The organism is Pedobacter terrae (assembly GCF_900100705.1).
GTDB lineage: Bacteria > Bacteroidota > Bacteroidia > Sphingobacteriales > Sphingobacteriaceae > Pedobacter > Pedobacter terrae.
In genome coordinates, this window is the sequence record NZ_FNCH01000032.1 from 11,764 (window position 1) to 35,828 (window position 24,065).

Genomic DNA, 24,065 nt, shown 5'->3' on the forward strand with positions numbered 1-24,065 from the left:
CCATCGGGTTTAGATAGGAGGGGTAGAGGTTCTATTCCCACAGTACAACTTGTAAATAAGATGCTTTGCATTCTTTGCGAAGTTCAGCATTCTTTGCGGTTAAATTGAGCTAAATCCTTTCTAAAACCTCAAAAGTATAATCGTACTTATTTTTTTCGTCGGCTTTGTGTGATTCACAGCTGATTACTTTCCATTCATTGCGGTCAATTTCAGGGAAAAAAGTATCGGCGTCAAAACTATGGTGAATGGTAGTTAAATAAAGTGTCTGCGTTTTAGGTAATGCTTGTTTATAAATCTCAGCACCGCCAACAATAAATACCTGTTTTTCTTCTGTTTTAGTAATTGCTAAAGCTTCTTCCAGACTATTTACCACTTCAACACCATCAATTTTTAGTTGTGAATCTCTTGTAATCACAATATTTCTACGGTTTGGTAATGGTTTGCCAACAGAATCAAAGGTTTTACGCCCCATAATAACGGTATGGCCCGATGTAGTTTGTTTAAAAAACTTTAAATCGGCTGGCATGTGCCATAAAAGCTGGTTGTTTTTGCCTATTGCGTAATTTTCGCCTATTGCTACGGCTATGGAAAGGTTTTTTGGTTTATTGGTCATTGGTCATTCGTTTATTAGTCCCTGCATGGGGTATTAAGCAAAGTTTATTATACCTGGTTTCGACATGCATCAACGATAAGTTAAAATTTAATTAGATTTTGCCAATATACTTAATATAAGCATTCAGTTTTAAATGGATAATTTGTAGTTCAGCATAAAGTTCTAAATAACAGTCTTCAGATATTAAATTTCTGTTCTTTGATTTCCTTAGAAAAGATTTTACTTCTAAAACGGAGCCCCTGCTATAGTAACAAAAGTTTTTGTTCTCTTTAAAATGGTATCGGCCATACCCTTCTGCAATATTTGCACTAATAGAATCAGCTGCCCTGCATATTTGCTTTCCGATGGTATCTTTCGCAAAATAATCCCATCTCATAACAATATCCCATATTTTATCAGAAATTAATTCTGATAGATTATAAACTTCTAAGTCCTCTAGTTTGTAATTCATTTTTCATACAGTTTAAGTGAATTTTATATTTCGGGATGATCTATAAAATCAACTGCTTAGTTCTGCACCCAAACAAATGAACAATTGGCTAATGACCAATAAACAAATATTACACCGCAACAATACCTTTAATATGCGGATGCGCTTCGTAATTTTCCAGTGTAAAATCTTCAAACTTAAAATCAAAAATGCTTTTCACTTCAGGATTGATCTTCATAGTCGGGAGTGGTTTAGGCGCCCGGCTTAACTGCAGGTTGGCCTGTTCAATATGGTTGTTGTATAAATGTGCATCGCCAAGGGTGTGGATAAAATCTCCGGCTTGTAAATCGCAAACCTGTGCCACCATCATGGTAAGCAGCGCATAAGATGCAATGTTAAAAGGCACCCCAAGGAAAATATCGGCACTTCGCTGATATAATTGTAAACTAAGCGTGCCCTTTGTTTCCCCCTTGAGGGGGTTAGGGGGTGCCACATAGAATTGAAAAAAAGCGTGACAAGGGGGCAAAGCCATATTTTCAATTTCTGCTACATTCCAGGCAGAAACAATAATCCTGCGGGAATCGGGATTGTTTTTGATGGTGTTGATGATATTGGTGATCTGATCAATATGTTGCCCCTCTGGTGTTGGCCAGCTTCTCCATTGTGAACCATAAACAGGTCCAAGATTGCCGTTTTCATCGGCCCACTCATCCCATATACGCACACCATTCTCTTTAAGGTATTTAATGTTGGTATCGCCGGTTAAAAACCAGATCAGCTCGTGAATAATAGATTTTAAGTGCAGTTTTTTCGTCGTTACCATCGGAAAACCTTCCTGAAGGTTAAAACGCATCTGATAGCCAAAAACACTTATGGTTCCGGTACCGGTACGATCGTGCTTTTGAGCGCCATGATCCAGTACATGCTGCATTAAATCTAAATATTGTTTCATACACCTAAACCCCTTGTGGGGCTTTTAATTTCAAATAAATAATTAATTACAAATATCTAAAATTTATCAGGTGTTGGGCATCATTTTTATACACACTGATAAATTACTAACATGGGTTACTTTAATATGGGTAGTCCCGGCCTCAAGCCAGGACCTACTACATAAAATTTGTATGTTTGCAAATGAGACGGCTGCTGGTTTCGGCACGTTGGACTCAGAACTTATGACTCACAACTCAGGACTAAAATGCTATCGTTCCCCAACGCGAAAATTAACCTTGGCCTAAACATCACCGAAAAACGTGATGATGGTTACCATAATCTGGAAACTGTTTTTTATCCGATCAATATCAAGGACGCGGTTGAAATTACTGATGCTGAAGTAACTTCCTGTAAAATACATGGCATTGATGTCCCTGGTGATCCTAATGATAATTTGTGTTTCAAAGCTTATCAGTTAGTGGAAAAGGATTATGATATTCCTGCCCAGCAAATTAGTTTATTGAAAAATATCCCGGTAGGCGCCGGTTTGGGTGGTGGATCTGCAGATTGTGCCTTTCTGATTAAACTGTTAAATGATAAATTTAGTTTGGGGATGTCTGTTGAGAGAATGGAGGATTATGCCCGCCAGTTAGGAGCCGACTGTGCTTTCTTTATCGAAAATAAACCAGTATACGCATTTAATAAAGGCGACGAATTTGAGAAGTGTGAAATAGATTTATCAGCCTGGTTTAAAGTTTTGGTTAAACCGCCTGTACATGTAAGTACGGCCGATGCTTACGCACATGTAAAACCGCAAAAACCTTTGCAATCGTTAAAAGAAATTATACATTTGTGTCCAACAACATGGAAAAATAAGGTTATCAACGATTTCGAACCATCGGTATTCGCAAAGTATCCCCAAATTCATCAAATAAAAACCAGTTTATATGATGCAGGCGCAACATTCGCTTTAATGAGTGGTAGCGGTTCGTCGGTTTTTGCAATTTTTGACCATCCGGTTAAATTGCCAGAGCTGGAAGAAAACAACGTAGTTTATTATAATATTTAAATAGAGCTTAAAGGTTAAAGCAGAAAGACTAAAGCAAATGCGTCTTGATTCTTGATACTAAATACTCGATACTAACAAAATGAATATTAATCTAGTCCGCAAGAGCGGTAAATTTAATTTTGAAGCAGAAAACGAAAACGGTTTTACAGTAGAGTTGGATGCAAAAGCTGCCATTGGTGGCGAGGGCAAAGGTTTCAGGCCGATGGAAATGCTGTTGATCGGTTTAGGTGGCTGCAGTGGTATTGACGTGGTAAATGTATTAGCCAAACAAAAAGAACCACTAAATGACATCAAAATTGCCATTAATGCTACGCGTAAAGAGGAAGAAATGCCCCCGATTTTTGATGTAATTGATATACGCTTCGATTTATTCGGCGATTTAAGCATCCCAAAGGTGGAGCGTGCATTAGCCATGACTTTCGATAAATATTGTTCCGTATCAAACATTTTAGGCCGTTCAGCCACAATTAATTTTACTTATACCATAAATAAGGGATAGAAAAGGTTTAAGGTGTAAGGTGAAAATCTCTATCTAACATCTCAAATCTCATTTCTCACATCTCATATCTCAACATAAAATGAAATCCGAAAATTTTGAAACCATAGCTATACGCACACAAACCGAGCGCAGTTTACATAAAGAGCATTCATCGCCGATTTACCTTACTTCGAGTTATAAGTTTGATGATGCGGAAGAAATGCGTGCATTGTTTGCCAATGAAAAGGAGGGAAATGTTTATAGCCGTTATTCAAATCCAAATACTTCAGAGTTTATCGAAAAAATGTGCCTGTTAGAAGGTGCAGAAGATGGTTTTGCCACGGCGACTGGTATGGCCGCAATTTTTACCACTTTTGGCGCGTTTCTGAAAAACGGCGACCATCTGGTGTCGAGCCGTTCTGTTTTTGGTTCTACACACCAATTGCTAACCAATGTTTTTTCCAATTGGGGGGTGACTTTTGATTATGCTGATTTAGATAAACCACAGGATTGGGAAGCTCTGATTAAGCCTAATACTAAAATGATTTTTGTTGAAACTCCATCCAATCCGGGTATTGATATCATCGACCTTGAATTTTTAGGTAATCTGGCCAAAAAACACCAAATTTTGTTGGTTGTAGATAATTGCTTTGCCACACCATATCTGCAACAACCCATTAAATTTGGCGCACATATTTCTATTCATTCCGCTACCAAATATATCGATGGACAAGGTCGCGTATTGGGAGGGATTATTTTAGGTACCAAAGAACTGATTGCTGACGCGATTGGTTTTGCCCGTCACAGTGGGCCAGCTTTATCACCTTTCAACGCTTGGATATTATCTAAAAGTTTAGAAACTTTGGCCATCCGCATGGATCGCCATTGCGAAAATGCTTTAAAAGTTGCCGAGTATTTAGAAAAGCACCCTAAAATTAAATTGGTTAAATATCCGTTTTTACCATCGCACCCTCAATATACTATCGCTAAAAAGCAAATGAAACAAGGTGGGGGTATTGTAACCATTGTAGTGGAGGGTGGTATAGAGGCGGCACGTAAATTTATGGATGGTCTGCAAATGTTCTCTATTTCCGCAAATCTGGCCGATACTCGCTCTATAGCTACACACCCGGCTACCAGCACCCATAGCAAACTTACCGAAGCGCAACGTAATGAAGTAGGGATCGAACAGGGGTCGATCCGTTTATCCATCGGTTTAGAACATATAAACGATATTCTAGCCGATATTGAGCAGGCCTTGGCTTAGTTTAATCTCAAAAAATAAATAATGAAAAAGGGAGCTGTATTTACAGCCCCCTTTTTTTGTTTTGAGTTTATATCGTTATTCGTATTTAGAGAAATCAACAGCAAATATGCAGCGGTTAACCTGACTTCCATTTTTGGCACCTGCGTTGGGTTCGAATTCTGTTAAACTCCATAAGTATCCGTATTGGTTCTCAAGATATAAGGATTCGGAGCCATATGGCCACCTGTATCTTACCGTATTGGTGTCGCCATCGGTATACCTGGCCAAACGGGCGGTAGATCCGTACGATTCGCTGGGGGATCCCGTGCAGGACAGCCAGGTTCTGTTGCCTTTTCTGAAAACACCCTGTATGCCATGTGCATGATCGGAAGCAAACAGACTGTTTTTAGGGATCACCGTTTGTATACCCGAATTTTGCAATTCTCCAGAGCTGTTAATTGGAAATCCAAATATTTTAGGTACAATTGAGGCTTCGGCACTGCCAGCATAATACTGGCCCGTCCATAGTTGGTTATTTTCGTAATTTACCTGTACGGTAGAGAACGGACTTGCCTCATTGATTTTATAGTAACCTATCTGTGGAAGAATATACCTGTAATTAAAAGCATAAAGATTGCCACTGGCATCTTTGCCACATTTATTTTCGGTGCCGGTTCCAGAGCTTACTTCGATAATTTTATCTAAATCGAATACCCTTAAGCCTAAACTCGTGCTGCTTAAATAAATTTTTCCATTAAAATAAGCGATTCCACCTGCATGTACATTTAATGGTGCATACGAACCGTATTGTGTATAATCTAACGTCCCGGTTGGAAGGGTAGGCTGTACCAGTAAAATGTGTCTGTAAGTTAAGTAAGTACTAGAGCTTGGACTAATATCGATGAGGCTTATCCTCGATCCCTTGCTTTCAGCCGCATCTTTGGCATACCAGCTCACCAGCAAATAACGGACGCCATTCCTGGAGAAACCTGCGATACCCTGAGGGCGCCAGATAGAAGTGGTTTCATCATCTTCATTCCACCTGATGCCCCTTACCCGGTTTTCTTCCGGAACGTTAAAGCCATATACCTCAGTATAGGCATTACCACCAATAGCCTGGCGGTTTTTATCAATTTGCGTAGGGTTTAGAAAGGTAAAACCAGAGCTGATGTAAGCCGATGTATTAGAATAAGTATTTACGCTTGCAGAAGTGCTAGCTGCGGCCGTACCGGCCATCAACATTTTTTTGTCGTGATTTGTTGTACTGGTCTGATCTGCTGTCAAGGTGTTCTTTTCGCAGGAGAATGTAAATAGGCAGGACACTAATAGCATCCCGATCATGTTTTTTTGCATGAGTTTATAAGGTTGATTGTTCTGGTTAAATTAGCGCAAGTTTAAAGGGTACAGATAAACTTAAAACTGAAACCATGTTAAGTATAGATTATCTTTAATGATTTGAATTTATATGCCTTTCGATTGATGCGGAAAGAATTCAATGCGATGATGTATTAGATAGCTTAACCGAGGTAGTATGCTTATAAAGCTCAATGCTGAGTTAAATCAATGCCAGAGGTTCTCTGCTCTCCGCTCCACGCAAAACTTTCTTACCCTACATCAATGCCTGCTAAACATCACTGCTGTAAATTTGTATCATAAATAAGAAAGGAAATTTATGTCACAGTTTATTTTGCACAAAGAAAATACCCGCGGTCATGCTAATCATGGCTGGTTAAATGCACACCACTCATTCAGTTTTGCTAATTACTACAATCCGGAAAGGATGCACTTCGGGGTTTTAAGGGTTTTAAATGATGACTTGATTGATGGTGGAATGGGCTTTGGTTCCCATCCACACGATAATATGGAAATTATTACCATTCCATTAGCCGGTGCAATTGCACACAAAGATAGTATGGGCAATTCGGCCGTTATTAAAAATGGAGAAATCCAGGTAATGAGTGCCGGCACAGGCGTGAGCCACAGCGAGTTTAATGCCAATGCAGATGAGCAATTGAATTTATTACAGATCTGGTTATTTCCAAACAAGAAAAACGTTACACCACGATACGATCAGCAGACATTGGATGTGGAAGCCAGACACAATAATTTTCAACAGATCTTATCTCCAAATGCTGATGATGCTGGTGTATGGATTCATCAGGATGCCTGGTTCTCTTTAGGTAAATTCGATGCCGGATTTGAAACTGAATACAAAATCAAAAAAGCTGGCAATGGCGTTTATGCTTTTGTAATCAATGGAGAAGTAACCATAAACGGACAGGTGTTAAGCAAAAGAGATGGATTAGGGGTGTGGGATACCGATAGCATCAGTTTTAAAGCCAATACTGCAGATGCAGAGGTTTTATTGATGGATGTGCCGATGGAATTGAATTAAAATATTTAACCAAACCTCGCAGATTTTAAAACCTGCGGGGTTTATTTATGTAAAAAATATGCAAACTACCATACTTTATATCGGCCGGGATACTGAAATTACGACGGTAATGAACCGTTTGTTAAATGCCAGGCCTGAATGGAAAGGGATCTGTGTGTGTACGGATGATGAGGCCATTTCCGTTTGTAAGGAACAGCAGATTGATCTGGTTTTGCTCGGAAACGGGATTGATGCCGAATGTGAAAAGGTGTTAAGGACAAAATTGACAGAAATTAGACCTGAGTTGAAAATTATCCAGCATTATGGAGGGGGAAGCGGACTTCTTTATGGAGAAATTATGACAGCGCTTAGCCAGGATTTTTGAGATGATAGGATTTCAAGATCAGGGTTCGTGACGTATTTTTATCAGCATTCATCTCACTATCCTTATAAGGACTTATAAGATGATAAGATTTCAGAATTAAGTTTCATAGATGTTTTTATCAGTATTTAAAATCCTTTTACCCTTGAATCACATTAATCCTGGCCAATTTCATCCTATTTGTTTACGTTTTAATCTTATCATCATTAAATCGTACCAATCCTAGCTCTTGTTATCTGGATGTTTCGTATTATAAACCCTTTTAAAGGTCAAACTCCGACTTCCAAAATTGATCAATAATCCTACTGGTAGCTTGTAGGCTTCAAGGTAATTAATTGCTTGCGCAAGATGTGCATCATTTAATTCGGATACGGCTTTTAATTCGACCATGATTTCGTTTTCGACAAAAAAATCTACTCTTCTAAAACCGATTTTTATGTCCCGATAAAAAATGGTCATTGTCATTTCTTCCTTATAGGATAATTTGTCAATTCCCATTTCAATGCCCAAAGCCCTTTGATATATCTTTTCCTGAAACCCCGAACCTAAATAAGAATGGACTCTCATTGCACACCCAATGATTCGCCCGGTTAAATCTCCATACTTCATATTAATAAATTAAAATTTATTGTAAGAAATAGGGATGTTTTTACGACTAAGTTAAACTATAAAATTTTGAAATCCAATAATATTGAAACATCATAATCCCGAAACACTAACACATCACGCATAATTGAGCAACTTGATCTTAAAATCAAGTAATCTTACTAATCCTGGCCCTAGCTAATGTAATCTCTATCCTCATCACTCAATTCTTTTTTATTCGAAACCGGTTGGTTCCTCTCGATCTCATCATCATAACTGCTAACCGTTTTTCTTGGTCTGCCTACTACGAAGCCGATAATAAAACCGATAATAATACAAACTCCTATAACCAAAAGTTTAGAAACCGGAACCGTAGTAACCAGGAAATTGAAATCAACGGGCTCGGTGTTCACCATTAAAAATATGGTAAGTAATGCAGTAAGGATAATGATCGAAATTGTTTTTGCGCTCATGGTTTAAAAGCTATAATTAAATGAAAACTCTAATATCGGATTTTGATTGTAAATCTGATTAACAAAAACCAATCTAGCCCCTAAATCTACAACAGGTTGATAGCGTAAAATGTTTACGCTGGTGTTTAACTCTACACCATAAGTTTTCGGATCATTAAAGGTTGTGCCTTTGCGGATATTCTCATAATGGCAGAATAATCCAGCTCTAAAATTTCTAACATAGGCAAAAGGACCTAATTCCCAATCGGGAAAAGCAAAAGGAAAACGGTAATTGAAAAGCAGACTGTTTTGAAGTTTGCTTTTAGCTAGGATATTGTTGTATCCATAAACGGTTGCGATCTCCGTTGCGTACTGATTTACCCCGGTTGCTTTTTGATAATTGAAGCTGGCCAGGAAGGAATGGTTTTTTGCAAAACCTGGAAAGTACAGGAAGCTTTCCAGCGCTAAAATTTCTCCTTTTAAATTTTTATCGAAGGGCTGGTGATTGTAAGTTACCCTAAATACCTGCGCCCATTTGGGCGCAATGTCTCTTTCGGTAGTGCGCACACTGTGGTTGAAAGTGAAATTGTATTCCATCGGGAATTTAAGTTCGCGGATAAAATTGGTCGGCATATTTTCTGGCATGTACCTTTGCGTAAAACTGGTTGCCGTATTGAGTGTAAAAGCATAGTTGTTGTTGCGCGCATTAAATGATAAGGGAAGTGATGCATTGAGTTTGATATAGTTCTCTCTCCAATCGCCTTGCTGTACCGTGTTTTTAACGCGATAGAACGTTCGTTTAGGTCTGTTCCGGTATAAGATGCTCAATACGGGGTAAAGTGCCTTATAACTAATATCAGCAGTGTACTCAAAACGTTTTAAATCGCGATGGTATTTTGTACCGGTATAGAAGTCCATCGTGTTGAGTAGATTGTTTGATTGCAACTCCAGACCGAAAACATATTCATTGTCGATTACAGGGATAATGCTGTGGAAACTGAAAAGATTTAAAGCCTGATGATAGCGCTTGGTTTGGTAGGTACTGTCGGGAATATTGTCGAAAACATTTCCTATGTTTTCCTGTTGTTCTGCAGCTGCCGAGAAATCTACAAAGTTATTTTCGCCAACTGGTTTTTCTACAACTGTGGTCTCGGCAATTTCATAACCATTTATTTTGTAATCGTTAAAAATGATTTTTCCATCAGTACTTTCAGTAGGATTAAAGGCACCATATTTGGATGCGCTTAGTGCGGTGATTTTTTCTGAAATCGGATCAATTTGGTAAATGTTATTGATACCATTGAAATGTGCATTAAAGACAATTTTATCATTGATAAAAACCGGACGGCTTAACTGTTGACGACTGTTAGAAATCAATACTGATTTTTTTTTCCCATCTATCAGCCACAGGCTTTTTCCTTTTTCCGTTACGCTGATGTAGGCAATTCTATTTCCTGATTGATCGAATGAAGGTGTTTGCAGGATCTCATTTTCGGGATTTACATATGTCTTTAAAATTTTTCCAGAGCGGGCTTCGATCTCTACTAAATTGAACTGATTATTGAGTTCAACTTGGGCTGCAATAATTTTCTTTCCGTCTTCGGATAAGCTGGGAGAGAAGAGCCTGCTTTTACTGCTTACTTTATTGAATTTTTTAGTCTTCAGATTATACGAACAGATTACACTATAACTCCGTTGTTTATACCTTGGATCGTAACGGATTTCATCCCAAACCAAGAGGTCATTTTTTAGGCTAAACCAAGGCTGCTCCTGATAGCCAATTCCGAACAGTTTTTGCTCCGATTTATCTTGATTAATGATCACGAAATATCTGGCATCTGTCTTACTTTCTTTTAGTGCTAAAATCTGATTTTTATTAAGTCTTACAGGAAGGAAATAATCGGTTGCTAAATCTGTTTTTTTGTTTAAGCTTTCATAACTTTCTGTAACCGATTTTTCTTGTTGAATTTTCCATTCTTCAGCAAGCTTATTTTGAGTAGACAAAAAGTAAGTTTTGGAATTTTGCTTTGTGAATTTTTTTAAGCTCTGCGAAAAGGGATAAAGTCTTAGCGGTCTTTTTCTAATGTCGCTCAGTATGCTGTCTGAAATGAACTGCCCATATTTTTCTTTCATATCCGACACCATCAAATATCCGGTTTGGTAGTAGCCAGGAGTTGCGTCTTTGTTCGAACCAAAATAAGCTTTACTGTAAGAGATTTTTCTGCCTTCTAAAATTGAAGTCCGATAAGGCATGATCCAATTCGGCTGCTTGCCTCTGCCCGAATTAGTCAGAGCAGTTTCGTTCACTACCGCATCGCCCTCAAAAAACCAGGTGGGAATACCCGCACCAAAGTAAGCGAAGTAAACCAGCTCAGGAAAGGGGTGTGCTCGGTTTCCTGTCAATTTGTCAAACTGTGCAATGTGCCTAAGCTCATGTACCGCAAGGTTATTTAGCCAGTCTTGACTATCGAAAAATTGAGGCGGGGTAGCATAGAATTCTGACTTTTTGGGAGCAAGTTGTACAAAGCCATTTGCAATGGTTCCGCGGTTCTGAAGGAGCACGGGAATGGCCGTTTTTTGTTGCCTTAAACTGAGTCCTACTTTGGGGTAAATGAATGGTAGGGTATTGGCCATTCTTTGGGCTTCTTTCTCTAGTTCCCGAGGGTAAATGATTTTAAAGCCTCCGGATGAAATGTAGTTCCATTTTACACTAAGTGGGTTTTGCGCGGTGCTAAAAATCTGTCCAAAAACTGATGGTGAAATAAAACTTAAAGTAATTGCACTTAAGTAATTGATAATTAGTTTTTTGTTTGCTTTTTTAAAATTCATCTAAATTCTTTGCTAAAATATTTAGTTTTTTAAAATTTATAGGTATTTAATATTGTATATTTTTAATTTATATTAAACTAATTAAATTGCTGATTATTAATTAATAATGAAATTTATACAAAATGGTAAAATGTCTGTTTTATGAACAAAAATTAGTACAAATAGATAGCTTGTCATCCCTGCAAAGCTTGTTTCTATTTTGATCAGTAATATCCAATTAATTTACACTTATTAATCGATTTTCCTGAAAATTTTTTCCTTCAACTTTAATCTTTGTATACCTGACTGAAAATCTTTCCTATACGGAAAGGCAAAGCTTTACTGTATAAAAATCGATCGTTGCTCTCCCGATTTTAATAACATTAACAAACGCTTGGTGTTTTGGTTGAATGAAAGGAATTCTCTGCAGTTAAATTAATTTTTAGAACAGTAGAAATTGACTTAGACGGATCAATAATTTCCGGCGTTTATCGCGCTGAATTTTAAAATTGAAAAGGAAGAAAACATTAACTTTTGACGAATGATATTTTCTTGGTGACATAATGTCTTATTTTTTAATGAAAGCTTTACTTGATTTTGCGGTATTTTGGACCCCGACTTTGGTTAAATTGATTGAAGTTACTTCAGCAGATTAGTTAAATAGAACATCACGGATTTCCTAAATCTGTATGTTTTCACCTTTAATCAATGCTTTTTAGTGATGAAATTTTAGCTATAGACTGCGTTCAAGGCTACTGATTTGTATGCTTTTTTCGTTATTTTAAGTCTAAAAACCACAATTTTTGAGCCTGTTAATGCAATTTCCTGACGATATTCGTGGGTAAAGGTGTTTTTAAAATATTTTATTGTAATTTCTGTTTTTGCATAAAAAAGTGCGTTATTTGATATTTAAAGGCTGTTTTTTTATTTGAAATGGTCTTTTTCTTTTAACAGCTGAAATTGATGGATCTTTCCTTTTTTATATAAAAAACATACCATTAATTGCCCTTAAAAATTAAATTTTGTCGGTTTTTTCTATTCCATCTTACCTTCCAAATGACTTTTGTTTTGTGTTCACTGATGATGTTTATTTAATATTTGAAACCCCATGCTGAAGCAGGAAGTTATAAATTTTGAGATATCACATGTTGTTTTAGGTGTGTATACTCATGCTATCTACATAGGATCTGGATGTAAAATATCACAGATTAACAAAGATTTTAGGGGTTATTCTTTAGTCTTTTTCCTTTTATTTTTCTAGCACATTGTGCTGTATTTAATTGATGTTTTTTTGAAGGTTTGGATGATATTAAATGGTGAACTTCTGTGCTGTATTTCGACTGATTTTAGTATTGGTTTTTCCTTACCTCAGGATCGATTTTCTTATTTAAAATGAATTAATATTTTGTTTATGTTAAGGCTTGATATTAGTCTAATTTTATACGTTGTAATGTTGGATCTTTTGTTCGTTTTTTATATTAATTATTTAGTTAAAATTAAATCTATTTTCTGTTTTAAACTTTAGTTTTTTGAGTGGCGAAAATGCGCTATATTATTCCGTAAAAATTTATGTTTTTATCAGTTTTATACGTTGCAATATGAATCTTATTGTAGTAGGTAATCGACGGTTTTTATATGATTTTATTTTCGCTTATATTTTGATGTATTGTTGAATCCCATATCCTCTTCTTCATAAAGAATGTAGGATTTATTTTTTCTTAACTCCCATCTCGCAATGTGTTAATTTTAACTTCGCATATTGGCATCATATCATTGTTCATTATCTCAAATCAATTAATGCAGCTGTAGTTTTAGCTCGATTCTTTCTATTGATATATGAGGTGTATAACAGATTCATAACACTAATCTGATAGCTGTAGTATTTATATCAATCAGTATCTTTTTAATAGGAAATACCTTGAATTAAGTTACCTTATGGCGTTCGGTTTAAGCGCTCAATTTTGCTGCACTTGCGGTTTTATTGGCGATCACTTTAATAGAAAATACATTCGCTGCCAGACTCTATTTATGAGTTCCCTTACCTCAGGTTGATGAGGTAATCATTGGATCTGAGTTACCTGCTTTTAATTTTTTAGGTTAGCTGGTATGGATAATTTATCGAAAAAACTTTAGCTGTCTTGACTATTTTTTGCAGATGAAACAGGTTCTCAAAATAGACTACCAGAATGGAAATTATAACAGATTCTTTAAAAAAACAGAAAGCTTATTTAAGCCGTAATGAATTTTTTGTGCTGTTATTTAGAGCTGGTTTTTTCGCTTTTTATAGATCGGATAGAGAAAAATTGAAGCCAGGATAATGGTTGCACCGATATAAAATCCACCTGTCATTTGCTCTTTACTTTGAAAGAAAATGAAGGCGAGCACGATCCCATATACAGGTTCCAGATTGGTAATTAATGCGACTCTAAAAGCAGATAAAGTTCTCATTACAGCAACACCTGCAACGTAAGCAACCGACGTGCAAAGTGTGCCTAGCAGCGTAAGGTAAAACCAGTTTTGCGCACTTAGATTGAATGCGGTATGCAGAAGGGAGCCATCATATAAACGGTATAATGTGATCCAGAAGAATGCACCAACAAGCTCGTAAAAACTGATAATGGAAGGCTCACTTTTTTGCACCAGTGTAGAATTTATGGTTGAAAAAAGACTAGATGCTACTGCCGCTAAAAGACCGAAAATAATTCCTAAAGTATACTGGCCTTCGAATTTAAAGATCATATATATTCCTACAATGATTAATAAACCGATTAAGATATCGCTTAGTTGTATCGGTTGTCTTTTGATCAGTGGTTCTAAAATGGCCGTAAATAAGGTGAAAGAAGAGAGGCATACCAGCGTTACCGAAACGGTAGAAACTTTAATGGCATGAAAGAAAAATATCCAATGGATCGCTACAGCTCCGCCCGTTAAAAAAAATTGGATGAACTGTTTTTTACTAATCTTAATGTTCTTTTTAGTGATTAAAAACCATGCTAAAAGTGTGGCCGCTGCAATTAATACTCTATACCAAACCATGGGTACTGCATCTATGGAAATTAATTTACCGAGCACGCCTGTAAAGCCCCAAACAAATACAGTAAGATGGAGGATGAGTAAATTCTTTTTGGTAATGTCCATTACTATTTAGGTGCTTTTCTTAAAAGGTAAAAACCTAGTAAGCCAAAGAATATGGTAGGCATAATAACGGCTGCAAAAGGAGGTAATCCGCCTTTGGTAGAAAACATCTGTGTGAACTGATTGAATACGATATAAGCAAAGCTAATGAAGATCCCGATACCTAAAGATACACCAACACCCCCGCGAACTTTTCGCGACGAAAGCGCTACGCCAATCAGCGTTAATACAAAAGCAGATAGTGGGTGTAGGTAACGTTTATACTTCTCAAACTGAAGGTCGTTCATCACGCCTGTCCCGCGGATTTTTTCTTTCCTGATTTTCTCTGAAAGTTCTTTAGTGGTTAAATTTTGTACCACATTGTCATATGCCGAAAAATCATCCGGGCGCATGTCCAGGATGGTATCCTTAAGCTTGCCATTGCCATAAATCATGGTTTCTTTCAATCCATCTATCTTACGGATGGAGTAGTTGCTCAATTGCCATTTACGCTTGAGTGAATCCCATTTGATATTTTCTGCAACGATCTTTTTGGTCAGCACGTCTCCACTAAAGTTATCGAGAGAAAACCGATATCCTGAATTCGTTTTGTTGTCGAAATTATCAATATAGATATAGGTTTTGTCATCCAGTTTCATATGGATTTTTGATTTTGTGGAAGGATCATTACGTTTTACATAAGTGTTCTCGAAGCTATTCTTTAAGGTATTGGTATAAGGGAGGACGTATAAATTTGAAAGTAGGTTGGCCGAGAAAATAATGGTGGCCGACACCAGGTAAGGAAATAAGAACCGGTTAAAACTTACACCGCCACTTAAAATTGGTACAATTTCGGTTTGATCGGCCATTTTAGCGGTGAAGAAAATTACGGCAATAAAATTAATCAGCGGCGAAAGCATATTCACATAGAATGGAATGGAGCCAGCGTAATATTTGGAGAGGATTCCCCAAAAACTCAGGCCGCTTTTCATAAAATCATCCATCTTTTCCGATAGGTCGAATACAACAATAATGATCACAAAAATGGCAAGGGTATAAATAAATGTACCCAGGTATTTCCCGATAATATACTGATCGATGATTTTTATTCTCCCTTTTAACAGATTCATTTTATAGCTTATTGCCTAACACTTTAACCATTTTGTTTTTCCACTCGTAAAATTCACCTGCAATGATTTTTTCCCTGGCCTGTTTTACCAGCCAAAGATAGAAATGCAGGTTATGTAAGGTAGCAATTTGAGCGCCAAGCATTTCATTGCTATGTACCAGGTGCCTCAAATAAGCTTTCGTAGTTACCTGATCTGCATGTAGGTCGCTTTCTGCATCTAATGCAGAAAAATCATTCTCCCATTTTTTGTTCCTGATGTTTATAATACCATTTCTGGTAAATAGCATGCCATTTCTTGCATTTCTGGTTGGCATCACACAATCAAACATATCTATACCCAACGCAATATTCTCTAATATATTGATTGGTGTACCAACTCCCATTAAATAACGTGGTTTTTCCGCTGGTAATATATTACATACTACTTCCGTCATGGCATACATCTCTTCGGCAGGCTCGCCTACTGATAAACCACCAATTGCATTGCCTTCGCGACCCATGCTGGCAATAAATTCTGCCGATTTAATTCTCAGATCTTTATACACAGAACCTTGAACAATAGGGAAAAGTGTTTGATCAAAACCATATTTGGGCTGAGTATTATCAAAATGGGTGCAGCAGCGCTCTAGCCAGCGATGGGTCATTTTGATGGATTTGGCAGCGTAAGTATAATCGCATGGGTATGGCGTGCACTCATCAAAGGCCATAATGATATCGGCACCGATGGTCCGCTGAATATCCATGGCATATTCAGGTGTAAAAAGATGTTTTGAACCATCAATATGCGAACGGAAAGTAACACCTTCCTCCTTAATTTTACGCACTTTACTTAATGAATATACCTGGTAACCACCACTATCAGTTAAAATAGGGCGGTCCCAGCCTATAAATTTATGTAAACCACCTGCTTTTTCAAGGATATCAAGACCTGGTCTTAAATAAAGATGGTAAGTATTTCCGAGAATGATTTTTGCATCAATATCATCTTTAAGCTCGCGCTGATGTACGGCTTTTACCGTTCCAGCTGTGCCTACAGGCATAAATATCGGGGTTTGTATTTCGCCATGGGCAGTAGTTACTGTTCCGGCCCTGGCTTTAGATAGTGGATCGTTAGCCTGTAAACTAAATTTCATCATGTATTTTCCTCGTCAAAAATCTGCCAAAAATAGCAAAAATTGAGGGCATATTTTTGTTTAATTTTTTATCCACATAAAAGTGATTTACAGATTAAAAATGAGAAATTTGCGCCTATTTATTTTACCATCGTGATATTAACCCCGCTTGAGATTATCCTGCTCTCGATATTGGCTTTTTGCTTATTGGTTCAGCTTTATTATGTATTGTTTGTTCATTTAAAGCTGGCCAGGGTAAGCATTGAAGAAGCGCCTTTTTCGGCGCATAAGCCAATAAGTGTTATTGTTTGTGCCCGGAATGAAATTGTTAACCTGGAACAGTATCTTCCTTCGTTATTTAGTCAGAATTACCCTGAATTTGAAGTTGTGGTGGTTAATGACCGCTCCTGGGATGGTACGGAAGAGTTTTTAGAGGCTTTTGAAAAGAAGCACCATAACCTTAAAGTGGTTAAAATTTTAGATAACGATAAATTTATTGCCGGCAAAAAATTTGCTGTTACCATGGGTATAAAGGCAGCTAAATATGATTGGCTGGTATTTACAGATGCCGATTGCATGCCTGCATCTGACAATTGGCTGATGGATATGCAGCAACCTGCTGATGAACAGACCGAAATTGTATTGGGTTACTCGCCCTATATAAAAAAACGAAGCTTGTTAAATGCTTTAATCCGTTTCGAAACTTTTTTCACAGCTGTTAACTACCTTTCTTTTGCCCTTAAAGGAATGCCTTATATGGGCGTTGGGCGGAATATGGCTTATAAAAAATCCCTGTTTTTTAAGAATAAGGGTTTTGCAGCGCATATGCATATTCCTTCCGGAGATGATGATTTATTCATTAACGCACATGCCAATAAGTTTAATACCGAGATTCGCCTACATCAGGATAGTCATGTGTGGAGCGAGCCAAATAAAACCTGGGCAGGTTATTTAAGACAGAAAAAACGCCATTTTGGTGCTGGGAAATTCTATAAATCGAAACATAAATTTATTTTGAGCCTGCAAATTATCGCTCAGTTTTTGTTTTATGCTTTTTTTGCTGCTTGTATGTTTCTAAGCCGCGAAGCGCAATACGTAGCGCTAGGGATTTTTGTATTAAGCATTATGATCAGGTGTTTTGTTTATCCAAAACTACTTAAGCGATTAAACTATCGCGATTTACGTTGGTGGTTCCCGATTTTAGATATACTTTTGTTTCTGTTTTTAACCCTAAACGGATTTTTATCCATGTTTGGGAAGAAAAATGTAAAATGGAAATAGTTCATAATCCTTTAGTTGTTGCAATATGCCTGATGTAAAGCCAGAAATCATTTTAAAATATTTTCCCGACTTAAGTGAAAAACAGCTTGAGCAGTTTTCGCGGTTGTTTGAGTTATATAGCTTCTGGAATGCACAGATCAATGTAATTTCGAGAAAAGATATAGAAGAATTATACGAGCGCCATGTGCTCCACTCCTTGGGTATAGCTAAAACATGTACGTTTAAGGCTGGAGAATCAGTTTTGGATGTAGGAACAGGAGGAGGCTTTCCCGGTATTCCTTTAGCCATTTTATTTCCTGAAACGCAATTTTACCTGGTTGATTCTATCGGAAAAAAAATCAAAGTGGTAAAAGAAGTGGCGTCGGCACTTGGACTGGATAATTTGCGTGCCGATCATTTAAGGGCTGAGCAGGTTAAAGAGAAATTTAATTTTGTAGTATCAAGGGCAGTAACCCGTTTGGGGGAATTTTATCCATGGATACAGGGGAAATTTAAAAAAGATTCCATAAATGCCATTCCAAACGGCATTCTGTACTTGAAGGGAGGAGATTTGGCAGAAGAGATCAAGGAATCGAAACTGAAAGCAGAATTATATCCGCTTTCAGCTTATTTTGAGGAAGATTTTTTTGAAACTAAATATGTGGTTTACGTACCGCAGTAATTAATTTCTTTTTATTTATTTGTTGATCAGGTAATTACAAATTTATTTTGTCCTAATATGGAATTTAATTCCTGATTTGTCCAAGGCTTTCAGGATAATTTATATTATTGGCGTGATAGAACAGGGAATGAGTTGGATGTACTACTTGATACAGCTACAGCCGTTATTGCCATAGAAATTAACGCTGGTGTTACAATGAATGCAGGTTATCAAAAAGGCTTATTGTATTTAAAGGAATAACTAACGAAAAAAAGCTTTAAAACGATGGTTATTTAAAACCTTTCTGATTTTCTTGGATTATCCATCATAATCATCTTATCCTTTAACAGTTGTTGTAAGCCTGTTTGTTTATCAATATTTTTTACAACATCCAGTACAGCACTAGCTGCATTACTAAAGAATTGCTTCGTGATAGTAGAATATTCGTCACTGGCTTTATGATAATCTTTGTGATCTTCTACACCGAAATATAGGAATGGGATATTTTTTGCATTAAATGCTCCCTGGTCGCTTTGGTTGGTCCAGTCATCGTGACCTAGTTCGGGATCGTCATGGCCAAAAAGCAATTTGATATTGGTTTTAGTTGTATCTACATATTTCTTTAAATCTGGATATTTAAATGTTCCGCATATGTACAGCTCACCTTTATCACTATGGCTGATCATATCCATGTTTAAATCAATGGCGATCGTATTAATGGGCACTGGTGGATTGCCAACAAATGCCTTGGCGCCTTGTAAACCCATTTCTTCAGCATCAAAAGATGCGAAAATGATGGTGTTATTGGGTTTGTATTTCGAAAAATAAGCAGCGATTTTCAGTAAACCTGCTGTTCCTGATGCATTATCATCGGCACCATTAAAAACTTCGCCTTTAATTACCCCCAAATGATCGTAATGTGCCGAAACTACAATTACATTGGTTCCCTTGCCTGGAATGTAACCGATAATATTGGTTCCGTTTATTTTTTGACCATTTCTATCATTAAAGGTGAATTCCTGGGCATAATTTACATGTTGCGGATAAGATTTTAATCCTAATTTTTGAAATCTTTCTATAATATAGGTTCTTGCCATTTCTGCCCCCTTTGTACCTGTTTTACGGCCCTGGTAAGCGTCAGAAGAAAGTACTTCAACATCTTTGAGCAATTGGTTATCTAATTTGCCAGAAGCTGTATTATTTTGATTTTTTACGGATGAACAGCAGCTGAACATCATGGCTAAGGGAATGATATAGAGGATTTTCATGATTTATTGGTACTTATATAAGTCGTCATGCTGAATTTATTTCAGCATCTTTCCTAAAATATAGACCCTGAAATGAATCCGATATCTATCGGATCAGGGTGACGGATCTAAGTTAAAATATTGCTTGGAGATTTTTTAATGCGTTTCGTTATTATACGAAGCCTTTAAAAGTCATTCAAATCATCTGTAATTGATATCTTGCCTTTAAACGCACCAAGGATCCTTTTAGCGAGAAGTAGCTTATCTTCCGTTAAAAGGTCACTATAACTTCCGTTTTAATCTGTAAAGGGGCTTTTTCTTTCAGTGTTATTTTTCCTTTCGTAATATCCTTCTGTGGCTAACATATCTTTGGTATTATTAACAAATATACATTTTTCAGTACGCTATTCCAACGCTGTTTTTTATACTGTATTGCGTTGCTAAACCTGATGGAAACGGCAGCCCGAGCTTTTCGCGAGGCTACAGTGTACAGCAGGGCTGAAGGCTGCCAAAAGCTGTTACTTTCATTTTCGAATTGAAAAAAAATGTAAATAAAGATTGTTTTATCGTACCTCCTCGCAATGACGGAAAAGTTGAACTAGGCTGCCACTTCCCTTAAATCTACGGCTACCACCCTCGAAACACCTTGCTCTACCATGGTTACGCCATAAATAATATCGGTGCTGGCAATGGTGCGTTTGTTGTGTGATACGATGATAAACTGCGACTGATCGGAGAATTTGCGGATAATATTATTGAATTTATCGATGTTGGTATCATCCAAAGGGGCATCAACCTCGTCGAAAATACAGAAAGGTGCAGGTTTTAACAGGTAAAGTGAAAACAATAGGGCAGTAGCGGTTAACGTTTTCTCTCCACCGGATAGCTGATTGATCGATAATGGTCTTTTCCCTTTCGGGCGGGCAACAATATCAATATCGGCCTCTAAAGGATTATTAATATCCGATAAAATCAGGTCGCAGCTATCTTCTTCGTTAAATAAAGAGCGGAAAACCGCAATAAAATGTTCACGGGCCTGGGTAAAGGCTTGCATAAATTTATCCTTAGCCGTATCGTCTATCTCTTTGATGGTTTGTAAAAGATCGGTTTTGGCGGCATTAAGATCCTTTTTCTGGTTTTGGATAAAAGTATAACGCTCTTCCATTTCCTTAAAGGCTTCCATGGCCATAGAGTTGATGGCGCCAAACTCATCCAACTGGCGCTTCATTTTTTCTACTTTCTGGCGCAGTTCAAATTCGCTTTCCAGTGCTTCAATTTCAGTCTCAGTTTCTAAAAGATCATTAATATCAATATTGAATTCTACCGCTAAACGCTCTTTCAACGCATTCAGATCGATTTTTAAAGCATTCTTTTTATCTTTTACTTCGGTTAAGAGGAAATCGGTTTCTTCGCGGTTTTTACGGATGTTGGTTAAATCGGTTTCTACCTCGTTAATACTGCTCTTAATTTCAAAATACTCCTTTTCTGCCTCTGCAAGCCCTTTTTCCATCTCCTCACGTTGCTGATACATCTCCAGAAGAGTATCGTCGCTCAGATCGGTGTGTTGTAAAGTTGCTGTAATCTGTAACAGCGTTTCCTGTAATTCCTTATCATTTTGGGCAATGCGCTTATTCAAGGCTTCTTCCTGTACAAAACGGTAATCTAAATCTTTTTCCAGGCCCGATAACTTATTTTGCTGCTGGTGAAAACGGATATTATCCTGATTATACTTTCCCGCGCTTTCATTTACCTGATCGGCAATATCCTGATAATTAAGTTGCTGCTCCTGCAGATTCACATGTGCTTCCTGCTGCTCTTTTTGCAATTGAACCAAGGCCGGTAACTTCTCTGATAAAGCTTTTTCTATTGATACGATCTTTTGCGCGATATCCGTTTTGCGGTTTTCGCTGGTGGTGATAAACTCCTGATATTGATCGCGGCGGGTCTGAACAGAAATGTGTTCGTTGTTTAAACGGTTCATTTCCTGTTGTAAAGCATTGATCTGATTGATTTTAGAAGCCTCTTTCAGGTTAAATATGTTGTCTGTTTCGGCTTTTATAGCTGCATTATACTGATTGATCAGCGATTCTGAGGCTTTAATTTCTTTTGCCAGATTTTCTAAATTCTTAGCACGACCAATCCTTTTACCTTCAAATAAACCTACCGATCCACCTGCCAAAGTAAATTTGGTTTGCGCATATTTGCCATTTTTGGCCAAAATGGTTAAACTATCGGTCGGCGTGGTTTTAAAGCGGTTTTCTTGTTCGTTTACCGCGATATAAACGTTTTGCAGCAGTAAATTGCAGAGGTGCTGGTATTTTTTGTCTACTTCTACCACCGATAAAGCAGGTATCAATCCTTCATGACTGCTTACAACAGGATTTTTATCGGGAACATTTTCTAAAATAAAGAAGTTTGCCCTTCCCCGGCTAGCATCGGTTAAGAGGTTAATCCCCTGCACGGCATCTGTATACTGATCAACCACATAATGGTTCATTACCGGTTCGAGATAATTCTCAATGGCTATGCGATAATCCTCATTGCAAAATAAAATATCAGAAAGGAGTAGGGCACTTTTGGCAAAAGCATTGTTTTTCTTTAAAAAACGGATCGATTCAGGGAAGCCTTCCAGACTATCAACCAGCGATTTAGTAAGGTTATATTCGTTTTGCCTGGCATCTTTTTTACGGTTTTCGGCCGTTAGACTTTCCTTATTCGAACTCAGGTTAGCTTCTGCGGTGGCCAACTGCGTTTTTAATAGCTCTTCTGCTTCGGTGAGATTTTTAATGTTGGCCTGTTTTTCACGTACCCGGATATCAAGTTCGGCCAAAGCATGATCAAAAGCTTTTAATTCTAAGGTTTTGGTTTCGGTATCATCTACATTGCGGTTACTTTCCTGTACCAGGGCATCTTTCTGGATGTTCAGAATATCAATTTCTTTTTGCGACTGGTAAACGGTATTCTGCAGTTCGTTAACCGATTTGATTAGGTTATCAATCCGGTTTTTTTCAATCTGCTGTTGCTCGCGCAAAGTATCCAGTGTTGATTTTAGCTGTTTTAAGTCAGATTCGAGGCGGTTAAATACCTCGGTTTCTGTTACCACTTCTTCATTTAAACGTTTGATGTTGTATTTGATGTGGTTAACCTGGTTTTTATCTTTTTCCAGTTCGCCCGATAAACGTGTTTCTTTTTCCTGCAAAAAACGCACCTGCTCATTTTTTACTTTTTTCTCACTTTCGTAAGCGCGGATTTTGGAAACAAACTCATTGGTGGCTTTTTGTTGTACGGAAAGGTTTTTCTCCTGACTGATGCTTCCCAATTTAAGTTTTTGCAGATGGGCCTCACCCGTATCTATTTTGGTGCTCAGTTCGGTGCGATTGAACATTTGTTGGTGCTCCTGGGTTTCTAGCGCATTTAAATCGGTACGGAAAAAGGCGATACGGTGTGTGGCCAGTTGGACGCTTAACTCGCGGTACTGTTCTTTTAATTTGTAATAACGTTCTGCTTTGCGCGCCTGGTTTTCTAAGGTTTTAAGGTTTTTTTCGATCTCGAATAGTAAATCTTCAACCCGTTCTAAATCGGCTTCTGTATCTTTTAATTTACTGAAAGTCTGTCTTTTGCGTAGTTTGTATTTAGAAATGCCGGATGCTTCTTCAAATAGCGACCTTCGGCTATGCTCTTTGTTGGTGATAATTTCATCGACCATTTTCAGCTCAATAATGGAATAGCTGTCAGAGCCGATCCCGGTATCCAGAAAAAGATCGGTAATATCTTTTAACCTGCACTGCACATCGTTTAGGCGGTATTCGCTGTCGCCGTTTCGATACAGTTTTCGTGTTACGGTAACCTGCGAGTAGGCGGTAGGAAGGATGTTTTTGGTATTGTCAAAGCTTAATGAAACCTCGGCTAGCTGTGCCTGTTTACGGTTTTTTGTTCCATTAAAAATAATGTTCTCCATCTTTTCGGAACGTAATGCCTTGGTGCTTTGCTCCCCCAAAACCCAGCGCATGGCATCAATTACATTAGATTTTCCGCAACCATTAGGACCAACGATAGCGGTAACCCCCTCATTAAAGTTGATGGTTACTTTATCGCCAAAGCTCTTAAAACCTTTAATCTCTAACCGGGTAAGTTGCATGGTTTGTAATTGGGAGAACCGAACCCAATATTAA

The 24,065-nt window shown here is 37.6% G+C and carries 19 protein-coding genes and 1 pseudogene; 8 read left to right on the plus strand and 12 right to left on the minus strand.

What is annotated here, in order from left to right:
- Window positions 1–109: 109 nt before the first annotated feature.
- The 3 genes from BLR60_RS23425 to BLR60_RS23435 form a co-directional block, all read right to left on the minus strand.
- Window positions 110–613 carry a dihydrofolate reductase gene (locus BLR60_RS23425; protein WP_090504616.1) on the minus strand — a complete coding sequence of 168 codons (504 nt, stop codon included), beginning with the start codon at window positions 611–613 and terminating at the stop codon, window positions 110–112.
- A gap of 91 nt (window positions 614–704) precedes the next feature.
- A complete protein-coding gene (locus BLR60_RS23430; protein WP_090504619.1) occupies window positions 705–1,064 on the minus strand; it encodes a four helix bundle protein in 360 nt (119 codons plus the stop codon).
- 109 nt (window positions 1,065–1,173) lie between these two features.
- Window positions 1,174–1,995 carry a thymidylate synthase gene (locus BLR60_RS23435; RefSeq protein WP_090504622.1) on the minus strand — a complete coding sequence of 274 codons (822 nt, stop codon included), beginning with the start codon at window positions 1,993–1,995 and terminating at the stop codon, window positions 1,174–1,176.
- A 246-nt stretch (window positions 1,996–2,241) separates the two neighbouring features.
- On the opposite strand from BLR60_RS23435, the gene ispE reads away from it, so the two are divergent.
- The 3 genes from ispE (at window position 2,242) to BLR60_RS23450 (ending at window position 4,790) form a co-directional block, all read left to right on the plus strand.
- Window positions 2,242–3,045, plus strand: coding sequence for a 4-(cytidine 5'-diphospho)-2-C-methyl-D-erythritol kinase (ispE, locus tag BLR60_RS23440; protein WP_090504625.1), 804 nt, complete (start codon window positions 2,242–2,244; stop codon window positions 3,043–3,045).
- A 79-nt stretch (window positions 3,046–3,124) separates the two neighbouring features.
- Window positions 3,125–3,544 (plus strand): OsmC family protein, encoded by a 420-nt coding sequence (locus BLR60_RS23445; protein ID WP_090504628.1) that lies wholly within the window; start codon window positions 3,125–3,127, stop codon window positions 3,542–3,544.
- A gap of 79 nt (window positions 3,545–3,623) precedes the next feature.
- Window positions 3,624–4,790, plus strand: coding sequence for a trans-sulfuration enzyme family protein (locus BLR60_RS23450; protein WP_090504630.1), 1,167 nt, complete (start codon window positions 3,624–3,626; stop codon window positions 4,788–4,790).
- A 75-nt stretch (window positions 4,791–4,865) separates the two neighbouring features.
- On the opposite strand, the gene BLR60_RS23455 is transcribed toward BLR60_RS23450, so the two are convergent.
- A complete protein-coding gene (locus BLR60_RS23455) occupies window positions 4,866–6,122 on the minus strand; it encodes a hypothetical protein (RefSeq protein WP_143009139.1) in 1,257 nt (418 codons plus the stop codon).
- 319 nt (window positions 6,123–6,441) lie between these two features.
- Here BLR60_RS23455 and BLR60_RS23460 point away from each other — a divergent pair, with 319 nt between their 5' ends.
- Window positions 6,442–7,164, plus strand: coding sequence for a pirin family protein (locus tag BLR60_RS23460; RefSeq protein ID WP_090504636.1), 723 nt, complete (start codon window positions 6,442–6,444; stop codon window positions 7,162–7,164).
- Between the two features lie 58 nt (window positions 7,165–7,222).
- Window positions 7,223–7,528 (plus strand): response regulator, encoded by a 306-nt coding sequence (locus BLR60_RS23465; RefSeq protein WP_090504640.1) that lies wholly within the window; start codon window positions 7,223–7,225, stop codon window positions 7,526–7,528.
- Window positions 7,529–7,747: 219 nt separating this feature from the next.
- Here BLR60_RS23465 and BLR60_RS23470 read toward each other — a convergent pair whose 3' ends face one another.
- From BLR60_RS23470 to tgt, 6 genes are all read right to left on the minus strand, one after another.
- Entirely contained in the window at window positions 7,748–8,134 is a 387-nt protein-coding gene (locus BLR60_RS23470) for a GxxExxY protein (RefSeq protein WP_090504642.1), read from the minus strand.
- A gap of 170 nt (window positions 8,135–8,304) precedes the next feature.
- Entirely contained in the window at window positions 8,305–8,583 is a 279-nt protein-coding gene (locus BLR60_RS23475; protein ID WP_090504645.1) for a lipopolysaccharide assembly protein LapA domain-containing protein, read from the minus strand.
- A 3-nt stretch (window positions 8,584–8,586) separates the two neighbouring features.
- Window positions 8,587–11,391, minus strand: a complete 2,805-nt coding sequence (locus tag BLR60_RS23480) for a TolB family protein (RefSeq protein ID WP_090504648.1) — start codon at window positions 11,389–11,391, stop codon at window positions 8,587–8,589.
- Window positions 11,392–13,629: 2,238 nt separating this feature from the next.
- The gene (locus BLR60_RS23485; RefSeq protein ID WP_090504651.1) at window positions 13,630–14,508 is read right to left on the minus strand and encodes a DMT family transporter; all 879 of its coding nucleotides are present in this window, start codon (window positions 14,506–14,508) and stop codon (window positions 13,630–13,632) included.
- A gap of 2 nt (window positions 14,509–14,510) precedes the next feature.
- Window positions 14,511–15,614: an LptF/LptG family permease gene (locus BLR60_RS23490; RefSeq protein WP_090504654.1), complete on the minus strand. Its 1,104-nt coding sequence runs from the start codon at window positions 15,612–15,614 to the stop codon at window positions 14,511–14,513.
- 1 nt (window position 15,615) lies between these two features.
- On the minus strand, window positions 15,616–16,746 hold the full coding sequence (tgt, locus tag BLR60_RS23495) for a tRNA guanosine(34) transglycosylase Tgt (RefSeq protein WP_090504657.1): 1,131 nt from the start codon (window positions 16,744–16,746) through the stop codon (window positions 15,616–15,618).
- A 42-nt stretch (window positions 16,747–16,788) separates the two neighbouring features.
- Between tgt and BLR60_RS23500 the strand changes: the two genes are divergently transcribed.
- The 3 genes and pseudogenes from BLR60_RS23500 to BLR60_RS25510 form a co-directional block, all read left to right on the plus strand.
- On the plus strand, window positions 16,789–18,006 hold the full coding sequence (locus BLR60_RS23500; RefSeq protein ID WP_317039674.1) for a glycosyltransferase: 1,218 nt from the start codon (window positions 16,789–16,791) through the stop codon (window positions 18,004–18,006).
- A gap of 25 nt (window positions 18,007–18,031) precedes the next feature.
- A complete protein-coding gene (gene rsmG / locus BLR60_RS23505) occupies window positions 18,032–18,667 on the plus strand; it encodes a 16S rRNA (guanine(527)-N(7))-methyltransferase RsmG (RefSeq protein ID WP_090504660.1) in 636 nt (211 codons plus the stop codon).
- A gap of 102 nt (window positions 18,668–18,769) precedes the next feature.
- Window positions 18,770–18,907 (plus strand): annotated as a pseudogene (locus BLR60_RS25510) (hypothetical protein); the annotation flags it as partial.
- 32 nt (window positions 18,908–18,939) lie between these two features.
- Here BLR60_RS25510 and BLR60_RS23510 read toward each other — a convergent pair.
- Window positions 18,940–19,914 carry a M28 family peptidase gene (locus tag BLR60_RS23510; protein ID WP_090504663.1) on the minus strand — a complete coding sequence of 325 codons (975 nt, stop codon included), beginning with the start codon at window positions 19,912–19,914 and terminating at the stop codon, window positions 18,940–18,942.
- A gap of 577 nt (window positions 19,915–20,491) precedes the next feature.
- Window positions 20,492–24,031 carry a chromosome segregation protein SMC gene (gene smc / locus BLR60_RS23515; RefSeq protein ID WP_090504666.1) on the minus strand — a complete coding sequence of 1,180 codons (3,540 nt, stop codon included), beginning with the start codon at window positions 24,029–24,031 and terminating at the stop codon, window positions 20,492–20,494.
- Window positions 24,032–24,065: the final 34 nt, after the last annotated feature.

Bases quoted from the DNA above. Each gene is read 5' to 3' on its own strand.
- BLR60_RS23425 (WP_090504616.1), bottom strand. From the start codon at position 613: ATGACCAATAAACCAAAAAACCTTTCCATAGCCGTAGCAATAGGCGAA.
- BLR60_RS23430 (WP_090504619.1), bottom strand. From the start codon at position 1,064: ATGAATTACAAACTAGAGGACTTAGAAGTTTATAATCTATCAGAATTA.
- BLR60_RS23435 (WP_090504622.1), bottom strand. From the start codon at position 1,995: ATGAAACAATATTTAGATTTAATGCAGCATGTACTGGATCATGGCGCT.
- ispE (WP_090504625.1), top strand. From the start codon at position 2,242: ATGCTATCGTTCCCCAACGCGAAAATTAACCTTGGCCTAAACATCACC.
- BLR60_RS23445 (WP_090504628.1), top strand. From the start codon at position 3,125: ATGAATATTAATCTAGTCCGCAAGAGCGGTAAATTTAATTTTGAAGCA.
- BLR60_RS23450 (WP_090504630.1), top strand. From the start codon at position 3,624: ATGAAATCCGAAAATTTTGAAACCATAGCTATACGCACACAAACCGAG.
- BLR60_RS23455 (WP_143009139.1), bottom strand. From the start codon at position 6,122: ATGCAAAAAAACATGATCGGGATGCTATTAGTGTCCTGCCTATTTACA.
- BLR60_RS23460 (WP_090504636.1), top strand. From the start codon at position 6,442: ATGTCACAGTTTATTTTGCACAAAGAAAATACCCGCGGTCATGCTAAT.
- BLR60_RS23465 (WP_090504640.1), top strand. From the start codon at position 7,223: ATGCAAACTACCATACTTTATATCGGCCGGGATACTGAAATTACGACG.
- BLR60_RS23470 (WP_090504642.1), bottom strand. From the start codon at position 8,134: ATGAAGTATGGAGATTTAACCGGGCGAATCATTGGGTGTGCAATGAGA.
- BLR60_RS23475 (WP_090504645.1), bottom strand. From the start codon at position 8,583: ATGAGCGCAAAAACAATTTCGATCATTATCCTTACTGCATTACTTACC.
- BLR60_RS23480 (WP_090504648.1), bottom strand. From the start codon at position 11,391: ATGAATTTTAAAAAAGCAAACAAAAAACTAATTATCAATTACTTAAGT.
- BLR60_RS23485 (WP_090504651.1), bottom strand. From the start codon at position 14,508: ATGGACATTACCAAAAAGAATTTACTCATCCTCCATCTTACTGTATTT.
- BLR60_RS23490 (WP_090504654.1), bottom strand. From the start codon at position 15,614: ATGAATCTGTTAAAAGGGAGAATAAAAATCATCGATCAGTATATTATC.
- tgt (WP_090504657.1), bottom strand. From the start codon at position 16,746: ATGAAATTTAGTTTACAGGCTAACGATCCACTATCTAAAGCCAGGGCC.
- rsmG (WP_090504660.1), top strand. From the start codon at position 18,032: ATGCCTGATGTAAAGCCAGAAATCATTTTAAAATATTTTCCCGACTTA.
- BLR60_RS23510 (WP_090504663.1), bottom strand. From the start codon at position 19,914: ATGAAAATCCTCTATATCATTCCCTTAGCCATGATGTTCAGCTGCTGT.
- smc (WP_090504666.1), bottom strand. From the start codon at position 24,031: ATGCAACTTACCCGGTTAGAGATTAAAGGTTTTAAGAGCTTTGGCGAT.